The organism is Nocardioides sp. 503 (assembly GCF_004522095.1).
Lineage (GTDB): Bacteria > Actinomycetota > Actinomycetes > Propionibacteriales > Nocardioidaceae > Nocardioides.
In genome coordinates this window covers 1,064,437-1,078,352 of the sequence record NZ_SPUI01000003.1, presented here as the reverse complement: position 1 = coordinate 1,078,352, position 13,916 = coordinate 1,064,437, and the positions used below count along the sequence as shown (strand labels likewise).

The 13,916-nt window shown below is 72.0% G+C and carries 13 protein-coding genes; 9 read left to right on the top strand and 4 right to left on the bottom strand.

Annotated elements, in window-relative coordinates; genetic code table 11:
- Positions 1-12: 12 nt before the first annotated feature.
- Complete coding sequence (locus tag E4622_RS12320) at positions 13-2,031, bottom strand: NADPH-dependent 2,4-dienoyl-CoA reductase (RefSeq protein WP_134740460.1); 2,019 nt, start codon at positions 2,029-2,031, stop codon at positions 13-15.
- Complete coding sequence (locus E4622_RS12315; protein ID WP_134740459.1) at positions 2,028-2,558, bottom strand: PadR family transcriptional regulator; 531 nt, start codon at positions 2,556-2,558, stop codon at positions 2,028-2,030. The genes E4622_RS12320 and E4622_RS12315 overlap by 4 nt, the downstream gene beginning before the upstream one ends.
- A 119-nt stretch (positions 2,559-2,677) precedes the next feature.
- On the opposite strand from E4622_RS12315, the gene E4622_RS12310 reads away from it, so the two are divergent.
- The 7 genes from E4622_RS12310 (at position 2,678) to E4622_RS12280 (ending at position 8,986) form a co-directional block, all read left to right on the top strand.
- Positions 2,678-3,532, top strand: coding sequence for an ABC transporter substrate-binding protein (locus tag E4622_RS12310; protein WP_134740458.1), 855 nt, complete (start codon positions 2,678-2,680; stop codon positions 3,530-3,532).
- A complete protein-coding gene (locus E4622_RS12305) occupies positions 3,529-4,377 on the top strand; it encodes an amino acid ABC transporter permease (protein ID WP_209021891.1) in 849 nt (282 codons plus the stop codon). Before E4622_RS12310 ends, E4622_RS12305 begins: the two co-directional genes overlap by 4 nt.
- A gap of 26 nt (positions 4,378-4,403) precedes the next feature.
- Positions 4,404-5,144, top strand: coding sequence for an amino acid ABC transporter ATP-binding protein (locus E4622_RS12300; protein ID WP_134740456.1), 741 nt, complete (start codon positions 4,404-4,406; stop codon positions 5,142-5,144).
- 40 nt (positions 5,145-5,184) lie between these two features.
- Positions 5,185-6,342 (top strand): CaiB/BaiF CoA-transferase family protein, encoded by a 1,158-nt coding sequence (locus tag E4622_RS12295; protein WP_134740455.1) that lies wholly within the window; start codon positions 5,185-5,187, stop codon positions 6,340-6,342.
- 195 nt (positions 6,343-6,537) lie between these two features.
- The gene (locus tag E4622_RS12290; RefSeq protein ID WP_134740454.1) at positions 6,538-8,010 is read left to right on the top strand and encodes an NAD(P)/FAD-dependent oxidoreductase; all 1,473 of its coding nucleotides are present in this window, start codon (positions 6,538-6,540) and stop codon (positions 8,008-8,010) included.
- 24 nt (positions 8,011-8,034) lie between these two features.
- Complete coding sequence (locus E4622_RS12285) at positions 8,035-8,229, top strand: CsbD family protein (RefSeq protein ID WP_134740453.1); 195 nt, start codon at positions 8,035-8,037, stop codon at positions 8,227-8,229.
- Between the two features lie 67 nt (positions 8,230-8,296).
- Entirely contained in the window at positions 8,297-8,986 is a 690-nt protein-coding gene (locus tag E4622_RS12280) for a CPBP family intramembrane glutamic endopeptidase (protein WP_134740452.1), read from the top strand.
- Here E4622_RS12280 and E4622_RS12275 read toward each other — a convergent pair.
- On the bottom strand, positions 8,963-9,871 hold the full coding sequence (locus tag E4622_RS12275) for an NAD(P)H-binding protein (protein WP_134740451.1): 909 nt from the start codon (positions 9,869-9,871) through the stop codon (positions 8,963-8,965). The genes E4622_RS12280 and E4622_RS12275 overlap by 24 nt on opposite strands.
- A gap of 205 nt (positions 9,872-10,076) precedes the next feature.
- On the opposite strand from E4622_RS12275, the gene E4622_RS12270 reads away from it, so the two are divergent.
- Positions 10,077-11,552, top strand: a complete 1,476-nt coding sequence (locus E4622_RS12270) for a DEAD/DEAH box helicase (RefSeq protein WP_134740450.1) — start codon at positions 10,077-10,079, stop codon at positions 11,550-11,552.
- Between the two features lie 184 nt (positions 11,553-11,736).
- Here the strand turns inward: E4622_RS12270 and E4622_RS12265 are convergent, their stop codons facing one another.
- A complete protein-coding gene (locus tag E4622_RS12265) occupies positions 11,737-12,480 on the bottom strand; it encodes a MerR family transcriptional regulator (protein WP_134740449.1) in 744 nt (247 codons plus the stop codon).
- 162 nt (positions 12,481-12,642) lie between these two features.
- Here E4622_RS12265 and E4622_RS12260 point away from each other — a divergent pair, with 162 nt between their 5' ends.
- Positions 12,643-13,854, top strand: coding sequence for an acetyl-CoA C-acetyltransferase (locus E4622_RS12260; RefSeq protein ID WP_134740448.1), 1,212 nt, complete (start codon positions 12,643-12,645; stop codon positions 13,852-13,854).
- The last annotated feature ends 62 nt before the right edge of the window (positions 13,855-13,916 follow it).

Sequence of the window (13,916 nt, the reverse complement as noted above, 5' to 3'; positions counted from 1 at the left end):
GGGCGACCGGCCTCAGAGCGCCGCCGCCACGCGCGTCCCCTGCTCGATCGCGCGCTTGGCGTCGAGCTCGGCGGCGACGTCGGCGCCGCCGACGAGGTGCACGGAGTCCGCGCGCGTCGCGACGAGCTCGTCGTACAGGTCGCGCACGGACTCCTGGCCGGCGCACAGCACCACGTGGTCGACGTCGAGCACCGAGGAGACGCCGTCGACCACCAGGTGCAGGCCGGCGTCGTCGACGCGGTCGTAGGTCGCCCCGGACACCTGCGTGACGCCGGACTGCTTGAGCACGGCGCGGTGCGCCCAGCCGGAGGTCCTGCCCAGGCCGATGCCGATCGGCGTCGTCTTGCGCTGGATCAGCGTCACCTCGCGCAGCGCCGTGCGCGGCTTGCGCTCGGTGAGGCCGCCGGGGTGCAGGCTCGGGTCGCCGACGCCCCAGTGCGACATCCAGTCGTCGAGGTCCTCGGACCGGTCGTGGGTCAGCCACACGCTCACGTCGACGCCGATGCCGCCCGCGCCGACGACCGCCACGCGGCGCCCGGGCACGACCGCGCCGGAGAGCACGTCGGCGTAGGACACCACCTTCGGGTGGTCGACCCCGGGGAACGACGGCACCCGCGGCAGCACCCCGGTCGCCACCACGACCTCGTCGTACGCCGCCAGGTCGGCCGCGCCGGCGGCGGTGCCGAGTCGCACGTCGACGCCCAGCACCTCCAGGCGCCGGGTGTAGTAGCGCAGCGTGTCGGCGAAGTCCTCCTTGCCGGGCACGGCCATCGCCAGCCGGAACTGCCCGCCCAGCTCGGCCGACCGCTCGAACAGCGTGACCGCGAAGCCGCGCTCGGCCGCCGACACCGCGGTCGCCAGACCCGCGGGCCCCGCCCCCACGACGGCGACCGAGGCCGCCCGGCGGGTCGGGCCGAGGGTCAGCGTCAGCTCGCGGCCGGCGCGCGGGTTGACCAGGCAGGAGGCCTTGCGGTTCTCGAAGACGTGGTCCAGGCACGCCTGGTTGCAGGCGATGCAGGTGTTGATCTCGTCGGCGCGACCGGCGGCGGCCTTCGCGACGAACTCGGGGTCGGCCAGCAGTGGCCGGGCCAGCGACACCAGGTCGGCCTCGCCGGCGGCCAGGATCGACTCCGCGAGCTCGGGGGTGTTGATGCGGTTGGAGGCGCACACCGGCACGGACACCGCCGCCTTGAGCCGGGCCGTCGCGGAGCGCCAGGCGCCGCGCGGCACCTGCGTGATGATCGTCGGGACCCGTGCCTCGTGCCAGCCGATGCCGGTGTTGAGCACCGTCACCCCCGCCTCCTCGAGCAGCCCGGCGAGCTCGACGACCTCCTCCCAGCTCTGGCCGCCCTCGACCAGGTCCAGCAGCGAGATCCGGTAGACGATCGGCAGGTCGGCGCCGACGAGCTCGCGCGAGCGGCGAACGACCTCGACGGGGAAGCGCATCCGCTTGGCGGCCGAGCCGCCCCAGGCGTCCGTGCGGTCGTTGGTGCGCGCCGCGAGGAACTGGTTGATGAGGTAGCCCTCGGAGCCCATGATCTCGACGGCGTCGTAGCCGGCCTTGACCGCGAGCGCCACCGACCGCGCGAAGTCCGTCGCGGTCCGGTCGACGCCCCGCGTCGACAGCGCGCTCGGGCGGAACGGCGTGATCGGCGACTTCGTGGCCGACGCCGAGACGCTGAAGGGGTGGTAGCCGTAGCGACCCGCGTGCAGCACCTGCATCGCGATCGCCCCGCCCTCCTCGTGCACGGCGGCGGTCACCTCGCGGTGCCGCATCGCCTGCAGCCGGGTGGTCATCTCGGCGGCGAGGGGCTTGAGCCAGCCCCGCTTGTTAGGGGCGTAGCCGCCGGTGACGATCAGGCCGACGCCTCCGCGGGCCCGCTCGGCGAGGTACGCCGCCAGGTCGGGCAGGTCGCGCCGGGAGTCCTCGAGCCCGGTGTGCATGGAGCCCATGACCACCCGGTTGCGCAGCTCGAGCGAGCCGAGCGTGATCGGCGAGAGCAGGTGCGGGTAGGGCGACGGGGCGGTCATGCGTGGGCCTCCAGGTACTCGGTCAGCCACGTCACCCAGGTCTCCTCGGTGAGGATCCCGCCGCGCAGCACGAGGTAGTGGTCGAGGTCGAGGCCGGTGAGCGTCTCCGGCCGGGGGTAGTCGCGCTGCCTCAGCGCGCGGTAGTGCTCCAGCCGGACGTGGTGGTCGGCCAGGTTGGCGCGGACCACGTCCAAGACGGCTCCAAGGTCGCCGAACGAGGCGCCGCGCATCTTCACCGCGAGGTCGCTGCGCAGCGCGTGGGTCGGCGTCGGCTCGGCCAGCCACGCGGCGAGCACCTCCGCGCCGGCCGGCGTCACGTCGTACACCTTCTTGTCGGGCCTCCCGGTCTGGGCGACCTCGGTGGCCGCCAGCCAGCCGTCGGCCTCCATCCGCGCGAGCACCCGGTAGATCTGCTGGTGGGTGGCGCTCCAGAAGAAGCCGATCGAGCGGGCGAAGCGCCGGGCGAGGTCGAGCCCGCTCGCCGGCTGCTCGCGCAGCGCGACGAGGAGGGCGTGCTCGAGGGCCATGGCGGCAGCCTGCCAGCCCTATGCAACGAGTTGCAAGCGTGCGTGGTGCGGGTCACGCGGTCCAGTCCAGCGCAGGCGACCCGGTCGGACGCGGCGTCGCCCGGCCCTACGATTTCCCCATGCGCCTGCGTCGTACCGCCCTCGCCGTCCTGCCCGTGCTCGTCGCCGCCATCGCGTGCGCGCCGGCCGACGAGAAGGAGGACAGCGACGCGAGCGCCGCGTCCTGCGACAAGGGCGACCTGCCGCTGACCCAGGAGGGCACGCTCACGATCGGCACCGACTCGCCGGCGTTCTCCCCGTGGTTCGTGGACGAGGACCCCACCAGCGGTGAGGGCTTCGAGTCGGCGGTGGCCTACGCGGTGGCGAAGGAGCTCGGCTTCACCGCCGAGGAGGTCACCTGGGTGACCGTGCCGTTCAACACCTCCTTCGCGCCGGGTGAGAAGAACTTCGACTTCGACATCAACCAGATCTCGATCACCGACGAGCGCAAGCAGGTCGTGGACTTCTCCGACGGCTACTACTCCGCCTCGCAGGCCGTCGTGGCGCTCGAGGGCAGCCCGGTCTCCGAGGTCACCACCGTGGCGGAGCTCGCCGACTTCAACCTCGGCGCGCAGACGGCCACCACGTCGCTGAAGGCGATCCGCGACGTCGTGAAGCCGAAGGACGAGCCGGCCGTCTTCGAGGACACCGTCGCCGCCAAGAACGCGCTCCTCAACGGCCAGACCGACGCGATCCTCGCCGACCTGCCCACGGCGTTCTACATCAGCGCCGCCGAGATCCCCGGGAGCAAGGTCGTGGGCCAGTTCCAGCCCGAGACCGGTGACCAGGAGGAGTTCGGGATGCTGTTCGAGAAGGGCAGCGAGCTGGTGCCCTGCGTCGACGACGCCCTGGCCACCCTGACCGACGACGGCACCCTGGCCGAGATCGAGCAGAAGTGGCTGTCCGACGTGGTGGACGTCCCCGAGCTCCAGTGACCGACCGGCAGCCGAGCGACCGCGAGCTGGAGCGTCGCCGCGTACGACGTCAGCAGCGCACCCGCTCGCTGCTGGTCGCCTCCGGGGCGATCGCACTGGTGCTCGCCGCGCTGGTGACCGTCCTGGTCAGCGCTCCCGGCTGGGACCGCTTCCGCGAGACGTTCTTCGACTGGGGCTACGCCAAGGACGCCCTGCCCGACATCCGCGACGGCTTCTGGCTCAACGTCAAGCTGTTCCTGATCTGCGAGGTCGCGATCCTCGCGGTGGGCCTCGCCGTCGCGCTCGCGCGCACTGCCCGCAGCCCGCTGCTCGCGCCGTTCCGGCTGCTGGCGGTCGTCTACGTCGACATCTTCCGCGGCGTCCCGACGGTGCTGCTGATCCTGATGCTCGGCTTCGGCGTCCCGGCGCTGGAGCTGCAGGGGGTCACCAGCGACCGCTACGTCTGGGCCGGGGTCGCGCTGGTGCTGTCCTACGGCGCCTACGTCGCGGAGGTCTTCCGCTCCGGGATCGAGTCGATCCACCCCTCGCAGGTGATGAGCGCCGAGGCGCTGGCCCTGACCCGCGGCCAGACGATGCGCTTCGTGGTCGTGCCGCAGGCCGTGCGCCGGGTCGCCCCGCCGCTGCTCAACGACTTCGTGTCGCTGCAGAAGGACACCGCGCTGGTCTCGGTCGTCGGCGTCTTCGACGCGGTGTTCGCCGCGCGCGACACCACCGGCTACACCTTCAACTACACGCCGTACGTCGTGGTCTCGGTCTTCTTCATCGCGATCACCATCCCCCTGGCGCGCCTCACCGACTGGCTGGGCCGGCGTGCCCTCGAGCGCGAACGCGCAGGCGTTCGATGAGGCAGGCGTTCGATGAAGGGAGTCCGATGACCGCCCCGCTCCTGGAGGCCCTCGAGGTCCGCAAGTCCTACGGCGACCGGGTCGTCCTCGACGACGTGACCCTCGACGTGCACCCGCACGACGTCGTCTGCCTGATCGGCTCGTCCGGCTCCGGCAAGTCCACGCTCCTGCGCTGCCTGAACCTGCTCGAGGACGTCGACGACGGCGTGATCCGCTTCGAGGGCCGCGAGATCTCCGACCCGCGCGTCGACCCCCGCGAGGTGCGCCAGCGCATGGGCATGGTCTTCCAGGCCTACAACCTCTTCCCGCACCTGAGCGTGCTCGACAACTGCACGCTGGCGCCGCGCCGCGTGCAGGGGCTGGCCCGCGGTGCGGCCGAGGACCGGGCTCGCGAGCTGCTGGCGACGTTCGGGCTGGCCGACCACGTCGACAAGCACCCCGACCGGCTCTCCGGCGGCCAGCAGCAGCGGGTGGCGCTGGTCCGCGCGCTCTGCACGCAGCCGACGCTGCTGCTGCTCGACGAGATCACCGCGGCGCTCGACCCCGAGCTGGTCGGCGAGGTGCTCGGGATCGTCCGCGACCTCGCCGAGCGCGGCACCACGATGGTGCTGGCCACCCACGAGATGGGCTTCGCCCGCGAGGTCGCCACGACCGTGTGCTTCCTCAGCGACGGCCGGATCCTCGAGCAGGGCCCGCCGGCGCAGATCTTCACCGACCCGCGCGAGGAGCGCACCCGCCAGTTCCTCACCCGGGTGCTGCCGGGCTGACCCGTGTCACTGTGACAGTCGTTCTGTCATGATCGCCGGCATGACGTACGAACTGGGACAGGGCACCGGCCCGCTGCGCGGGCTCAAGGTCGTCGAGATCGCGGGCATCGGCCCCGGGCCGCACGCCTGCATGATCCTCGCCGACCTCGGTGCCGACGTGATCCGCGTCGAGCGCCCCGGCGGCCAGGCGCTCGCGGGCGGCGCCACGATGCTGCTCAACCGCGGCCGGCCCAGCGTCGCGCTGAACCTCAAGGAGCCCGACGCGGTCGCCACCGTCCTCGAGCTGGTACGCGGCGCCGACGTCGTGATCGAGGGGATGCGGCCCGGCGTCACGGAGCGGCTGGGCCTCGGCCCCGACGACTGCCTCGCGGTCAACGAGCGCATCGTCTACGGCCGGATGACCGGATGGGGCCAGGACGGCCCGCTGGCCAAGGCGGCCGGCCACGACATGAACTACATCGCGATCACCGGAGCCCTGCACGGCATGGGCCAGGACCCGGCCCGTCCGCACTTCCCGTCCAACCTGGTGGGCGACTTCGGCGGCGGCTCGACGTACCTCGTCATCGGCATCCTCGCCGCCCTCCTGGAGGCTCGGCTCTCGGGCAAGGGTCAGGTCGTGGACGCCGCGATCGTCGACGGCACCGCCCACCTCAACGCGATGACCGCGGCCTTCCTGGCCAGCGGCGGCTTCACCGAGGAGCGCGGCGCCAACCTGCTCGACGGCGGCGTGCCGTTCTACGACGTCTACGAGACCTCCGACGGCCGGCACCTCTCCGTGGCCGCCCTCGAGCCGCAGTTCTTCGACACGCTCGTGACCCTCCTCGGCGTCAAGGACACCTGCCCGGGCCAGGGCGAGCCGGAGCGCTACGACGAGATGCGGGCGGTGTTCACCGAGGTCCTCGGCTCGCGCACCCAGGCCGAGTGGGTCGAGGCCTTCGAGGGCACGGACGCCTGCGTCGCCGGGATCATCCCCGTCAGCGAGGCCTTCGAGCACCCGCACCTGGTCGCGCGCGAGACCTTCGTCGAGAGGGACGGCATGGTGCAGCCGCAGCCCGCCCCCCGCTTCTCCCGCACCGCCGCCACCCTCGGCCTGCCCCCCTCGCCCGCCGCCGGCACCCACACCCGCGAGGCACTCACCGCGTGGGGCGTCGCGGACGTCGACGACCTCCTCGCCCGCGGCGTCGCCGTCCAGGCCTGAGCGACCCGGTGGTCGAGCAGCGAGGAGCGCCAGCGACGAACGCCCGTCGAGACCCCGCGAGGGAGGGCACCTGCGCCGGTGCGGGGGTCTCGACGCCCGCGCGCCGGCGCTCGCTGCTCGACCACCGGCGCGGCGTGACCCACGCCGCTTGCTGAACAACTGTCAACAGCCGCCGGATCCGACTAGCGTGCGGGCATGAGCACCGAGCACGTGGACGTGTTGGTCATCGGCGCCGGGCTGGCCGGGATCGGGGCCGCCTGCCGGCTGCGCACCGAGCACCCCGGGCGGAGCGTGGCGCTCCTGGAGAGCCGGGAGCGCAGCGGCGGGACGTGGGACCTCTTCAAGTACCCCGGCATCCGCTCGGACTCCGACATGTTCACGTTCGGGTTCCACTGGCGGCCCTGGCCCGGCGACACCGCCCTCGCCGACGGCCCGCTGATCCTCGACTACCTGCGCACGGTCGCCCACGAGTACGGCGTGGACGAGCTGATCCGCTACCGCCACCGGGTGACGGGCGCCAGCTGGGACTCCGAGACCGCGCGCTGGACGGTCACCGCGGACCACGACGGCGAGACCGTGACCATGACGACCGACTTCCTGTGGGGCTGCTCGGGCTACTACGACTACGAGCAGGGCTACGCCCCGACGTTCCCCGGCCAGGACGACTTCGCCGGACAGGTCGTGCACCCGCAGCACTGGCCGGAGGACCTCGACCACGCCGGCAAGCGGGTCGTCGTGATCGGCAGCGGCGCCACGGCGATCACGCTCGTGCCGGCGATGGCCACGACCGCCGAGCACGTCACGATGCTGCAGCGCTCGCCGACGTACGTGATGTCGCGCTCGGGCCGTGACCCGCTCGCCAAGCTCCTGCGCCGCCTGCCGCAGCGGCTGTCGTACCCGGTCGTGCGGTGGTCCAACATCCTCACCGCCATCGGCTTCTACCAGCTCAGCCAGCGGCGCCCGGAGCTGGTGAAGAGGATGATCCGCGGCCAGACCGAGAAGCAGCTGCCCGAGGGCGTGGACGTCGACGAGCACTTCAAGCCGGTCTACGACCCGTGGGACCAGCGGGTCTGCTTCGTCCCGGACGGCGACCTGTTCCGGGCGCTGCGCCGCGGCACGGCCTCCGTCGTCACCGACACCATCGAGACGTTCACGCCCAGCGGCATCCGGCTGACGTCGGGTGAGGAGATCGAGGCCGACATCATCGTGACGGCCACCGGCCTGCGGCTGCTGCCGTTCGGCGGCGTGGACCTCGTCGTCGACGGGGTGCCGGTGGAGCTGTCGCGGACCATGGCCTACAAGGCGCTGATGCTCAGCGGCGTGCCCAACTTCGCCTACACGATCGGCTACACCAACGCGTCATGGACGCTGAAGGCCGACCTGGTGGCCGACTACGTCTGCCGGGTGCTGCGCCACCTCGACGAGACCGGCACGACCACCGTGGTGCCGGTGCGCGACCCGTCGGTCGGCGAGCTGCCGTTCATGGACTTCAAGGCCGGCTACGTCCTGCGCGCCCTGGACCGGCTGCCCAAGCAGGGCGACCGGGCGCCGTGGCTGCTGAAGCAGAACTACGTCACCGACCTGCGGACCATCCGCCGGGGTGTGGTGGAGGACGGCGTCGTGACGTTCACTGGAAGCACGTCCGCGGGCAAACCGCCGGCGGCGTGACCGGACAACCCTGGAGGTAGCACGATGGGACTGGACGACAAGCTCAGCAACAAGGCCGAGGACCTCGGCGGCAAGGCCAAGGAGCACACCGGCAAGGCCACCGGCGACGAGAGCCTCGAGGCCGAGGGCAAGGGCGACCAGGCCAAGTCCTCGCTGAAGGACGGCGCCGAGAAGGCCAAGGACGCCGTCGGCGACGTCAAGGACGCGTTCAAGAAGTAGCGTCCGTCACCAAGTTCGAGCACGCTCACCCCTCGCCCGTAGAGTCTTACGGCGAGGGGTGATCTGTGTGCGTGCGTGGCTCGAGCGGTCGTTGTGGGACGTCGTCCCACGCGACCACCATGAGACCCCGACGGCGCTGCGGCGTCGTCAGGTCGTCACCATCTGCTTCGTCCTCGCGGGTGCGCTGGTGCTCGGCCTGTCGCTGCGCATCGATCCCGGCAGCCGGTGGTTCTACCCGGCGACGTTCGGGCTGGCGGCCGTCTGGACGGTGGGCGCCTTCGCCTCCGGCCCCCTGCACCTCGGGCGCATCGCGCGGCGCGACGACCACGTCCGCCCCGTCCTCACCCCGATCCTGATCGGGCTCGGCCTGTCCGCGGTCTTCGTGGTGGGCGCGCTGGTCGTGCGCACCATCGACCCGCTCGAGCGCCAGGTGACCTCGGTCCTCGACTACGCCGACCAGGGCTCGCTGCCGCTGCTGGCCCTGATCACGGCGGTCAACGGCGTGGCCGAGGAGCTGTTCTTCCGCGGGGCCGCCTACGCCGCCATCCCGCGGCGCCCGGTGCTGTGGACCTCGATCGCCTACATCGTGGCGACGCTGGCCTCGGGCAACATCATGCTGTCGTTCGCGGCGATCCTGCTCGGTGTGATCGTCGGGCTGCAGCGCCGGGCGTCGGGCGGGATCCTGGCACCGATCCTGACCCACTGCACGTGGTCGCTGACCATGCTGCTGGCGCTACCCCTGCTGTTCGGCGGCTGAGGCGTTCGACTCCTCGATGGCGACCTCGACGGCCTCGCGGTAGCTCAGCGGCTCGCCCGGCACGACCCCGAGGATCGCGTCGTCGGTGACGATGACCTCGGTGCCCATCGAGTCGATCAGGTTGCGCCCGGTCGTGACGTCGACGTTCGTGACGAACGAGATCCAGTACGACGACAGCTTGGGCGTCAGCACCGGCACCTGGAAGACCCGCAGGGTCCGGCCGTTCATGACCTGCGAGGCCTGCTGCAGCATCTCGATGTAGCTCAGCCGGTCGGCGCCGCCGATCTCGAAGACCTTGCCGATCGCCTCGTCGCGGTCGACCACGCCGGAGAGGTAGCGCACGACGTCGGAGATGGCGACCGGCTGGGTGCGGGTGGCGGCCCACTTGGGCACCACCATCGCGGGCAGGTTCTTCACCAGCTGACGGGTCATCTCCCAGGAGATGCCGCCGGCGCCCACGACGATCGCGGCCCGCAGGACCGTGACCGGCACCCCGGCCTCGCCGAGCAGCGACTCGACCTCGCGCCGCGAGCGCAGGTGCGCGGACAGGTCGTCGCCGTCGGCCCCGAGCCCGCCGAGGTAGATGATCTGCCGGGTGCCGGCTCCGGCGGCGGCCCGTCCGAAGGCGCGCGCCGCCTCGGCGTCCTTGCGCTCGAAGTCGTCGTCGTCGAGCGAGTGCACGAGGTAGACGGCGACGTCCGCGCCGGCCAGCGCGCGCTCGAGGCTGGCGGGGTCGCCGACGTCGGCGCCGACCGCCTCGCCCGGACCGTCGTAGGTGTCGGGGTGGCGGGTCATGGCGCGCACCGTGTGCCCCTGGTCGACGAGCGCGGGCACGAGACGGCGGCCCACGAAGCCCGTGGCTCCGGTGACGAGGACGGTGGTCATGTTCACACCCTAGGGAGCGTTGGCAATGCCCGGTTGTGTGGCCGGGTGCCCTAGGCTTGCTTCAGCAGCTCGTCAAGTCTTGCCTCGAGCTCCTGCGCGCACGAGATCTTCGGTCCCGGTCGCGCCCCTCCTTCGTGAGGCACATGCTTCCCGCCCGTCGCCGACGGGCCAGCTTGGTGAGACACACCAACGTTAGTGACTCCCTGTGAATTCAGCTTCGCCCTCTTTCGCCGCGCTCGGCGTCCCGTCCGAGCTCGTCTCCATCCTGACCGACAACGGCATCACCGTCCCGACCCCGATCCAGGCTGCGACGCTGCCGGACTCGCTCGCCGGCCGTGACGTCCTCGGCCGGGGCCGCACCGGCTCCGGCAAGACCTACGCGTTCCTGCTGCCGATGATCTCGCGCCTCTCCGACTCGGGCCGCCGTGCGGCGCCCAAGTCCCCGCGTGCGCTGATCCTCGCCCCGACCCGCGAGCTGGTCGGACAGATCCACGCCGCGCTCCAGCCGCTGGCCAAGGCCGCCGGCTTCTCGACGATCACCATCTTCGGTGGCGTCGGCCAGAACCCCCAGGTCATGGGCCTGCGCAAGGGCGTCGACATCGTCGTCGCCTGCCCGGGTCGCCTCGAGGACCTCATGCAGCAGGGCCACCTCGACCTCGGCAACATCGAGGTCACCGTGCTCGACGAGGCCGACCACATGGCCGACCTCGGCTTCCTGCCCGCCGTACGCCGGATCATGGACAAGACCCCGACGTCGGGTCAGCGCCTGCTCTTCTCGGCCACGCTCGACAACGCGATCGACGTCCTGGTCAAGCGCTTCCTGCACTCCCCGAAGGTCCACGAGGCCGACTCGGCGCAGTCGCCGGTGTCGACGATGGACCACCACGTCCTGCACGTCGCCCGCGAGCACCGCGTCTCGATCCTGGTCGACCTGACCAGCGCGCCGGGCCGCACCGTGGTCTTCACCCGCACCAAGCACGGCGCCAAGGCGCTGGCCCGCCAGCTCAACAAGTCGGGCGTGCCCTCGGTCGACCTGCACGGCAACCTCAGCCAGAACGCGCGCACGCGCAACATGGAGATGTTCCACTCCGGCAAGGCCACGACCCTGGTCGCGACCGACATCGCCGCGCGCGGCATCCACGTCGACGACGTGGCGCTCGTCGTGCACGCCGACCCGCCGACCGAGCACAAGGCCTACCTGCACCGCTCGGGCCGTACGGCGCGTGCCGGTGCCGCGGGCACCGTCATCACCCTGATGACCGACGACCAGGTGCGCGACGTGCGCCAGCTGACCCGCGCGGCCGGCATCAAGCCGACCACCACGCGCATCGACAACGCCTCGCACCCGATGCTCACCACGCTCGCCCCCGGCGAGCGCACGGTGGTCGTCGGTGGCATCGAGCTCGACCGCCCCGAGCCGTCCGGCTCGCGTCCCGCCGGTGGCGGGGGCGGCCCGCGCCGTCGCTCCGGCGGTGGCGGCGGCGGTCGCTCCGGCGGCGGCCAGCCCAAGTCCGGTGGCAGCGGCGGCGGTCGCAATCGCGGCGGCTCCTCGGCCAAGGCGGCCCCCAAGGCCGGCGGCGGTCGCCCCGGTGGCGGCCGCTCGCGCGGCGGCGCCGGCGCCTCGACGTCGTCCTCCGGCGGCAGCCACACCGCCGCCTCGTTCAGCTCCGGTCGTCGCTGACCCCTCAGCCCGACCACCCGAAGCGCCCGTCACCTCTGGTGGCGGGCGCCTCGGCGTCGTCCCACGCGTCCCAAGATTCACCGGGTACCCAATGAAACTCATGCTTCCGGTACGAAACTTCGTACGGGAAGCACCAGATTCACCGGGTACCCGGTGAATCTCACGCGCAGCCGCCCGGCGACCCTCAGCCGCGCGCCTTGCGGGCGATGTTCTCGCGCTTGGTCTCGTCCATGCCGGCCTCGTAGGCCGACACCAGGCTGGCGACCGAGAGCGGCTTGAGGCGCTCGACGACGGCCTGGACGGTCTCGGGGGACGCGCCGGACTCGCGGTAGACCGGCCACACCATCCGCCGGAAGACGTCGTAGAGCTCGTGGGCCAGCTCGCGGCCGTGGCGGCGGTAGATCTCGCCGGTGGCGACGGCGGCCTCGAGCGGGTAGCCGAGGTCGAGCAGGGCCAGGCCCACGGAGAGCTGGGACTGGGCGACCTCGTAGGTCTCCTCGCCGACGGGCTCGGCGATCCCGAGAGCCGCCAGCACCTGCAGGTCGTCGGCCGACAGCGAGCGGTCGCAGCGCCGCTCCAGGTCGGCCAGCGTCAGGAGCACGGGGCGTCCGGCCTGCCAGGGGGCGAGCATCGTACGGCGCAGCGCGATGTCCTCGGGGCTGGCGTCGGCGGGGATGCCGGCGAGGTAGCCCTCGATCGCCGCGAGCGTGAAGCCGTGGCTCTGCAGCTCCTGCACGAGCTCGAGGCGGGCGACGTGGTCGGGCGTGTAGTAGCCCGAGCGGCCGCGCCGCAGGGGCGGCGGCACGAGCCCCTTGGTCGTGTAGAAGCGCACGTTGCGCACGCTCATCCCCACCCGGTTGGTGAGCTCCTCCAGCGTGAGCAGGCCGCGCAGCTCGTCGACGTTGTCGGTGACGGATCCGTGGGTCATGCCTGCCTCCTTCGTGGCGCACTCCCGCCCGGGTGAGTGAGGCCACACCCGGGCCCTTGACGATAGTGACAGCAATAGTGTCACAATCGGAGTCTCGGGAGGTCCACGCACCCGACCCACACGCTCGTCTCCACATCGCGTCACCCAACATCGAGGACGGTCATGGCAGAAGCATTCGTGTACGACCACATCCGCACGCCGCGCGGCAAGGGCAAGGCCGCCGGCTCCCTGCACGAGGTCAAGCCGGTCGACCTGGTGGTCGGCCTGCTCGACGCCGTCAAGGAGCGCAACCCCGGCCTCGACCCGGCCCGCGTGGACGACGTCGTCCTCGGCGTGGTCTCGCCGATCGGCGACCAGGGCGGCGACATCGCCAAGACCGCCGCGCTGGCCGCGGGCTACCCCGACACCGTCGCGGGCGTCCAGCTCAACCGCTTCTGCGCCTCGGGCCTCGAGGCCGTCAACCAGGCCGCGTCCCGCGTCCGCGGCGGCTTCGAGGACCTGATCCTCGCCGGCGGCGTCGAGTCGATGAGCCGCGTGGCCATGGGCTCCGACGGCGGCGCCTGGGCCTCCGACCCCGCCACCGCGTTCAAGGCCGGCTTCGTGCCGCAGGGCATCGGCGCCGACCTGATCGCCACCATCGAGGGCTGGGACCGGGGCGACGTCGACGCGTACGCCGCCGAGTCGCACCACCGTGCCGCCAAGGCGTGGGCCAACGGGTACTTCGCCGGCTCCGTGGTGCCCGTCAAGGACATCAGCGGCCTCACCGTCCTCGACCACGACGAGACGATCCGCCCCGACACCAGCCCCGAGGGCCTCGCCGGCCTGAAGCCGTCGTTCGCGCAGATCGGCGCCGACGCCGGCTTCGACGACGTGGCGCTCGAGAAGTACCACTGGGTGGAGAAGATCAACCACGTCCACCACGCCGGCAACTCCTCGGGCATCGTCGACGGCGCCGCGATCACGCTGATCGGCTCCGAGCAGGTCGGCACCGACCTCGGCCTCACCCCGCGCGCCCGCGTCCTGGCGACCGCCGTCTCCGGCGCCGACCCGGTCATCATGCTGACCGGCCCGGCCCCCGCCGCCCGCAAGGCGCTGGCCAAGGCCGGCCTGACCGTCGACGACATCGACCTGTTCGAGATCAACGAGGCCTTCGCCGCCGTGGCGATGCGCTTCATGCGCGACCTGGACATCAGCCACGAGATCACCAACGTCAACGGCGGCGCCATCGCCATGGGCCACCCCCTCGGCGCCACCGGCGCGATGATCCTCGGCACCCTGATCGACGAGCTCCAGCGCCGCGACCTGCGCCGCGGCCTCGCCACGCTCTGCGTCGGCGGCGGCATGGGCATCGCCACGATCGTCGAGCTGGTGTGAGCGAGGGACGAGCTCACACCAGCTGATGGTGGTCGAGCGAGCGGCACGGCTGAGCTTGCGAA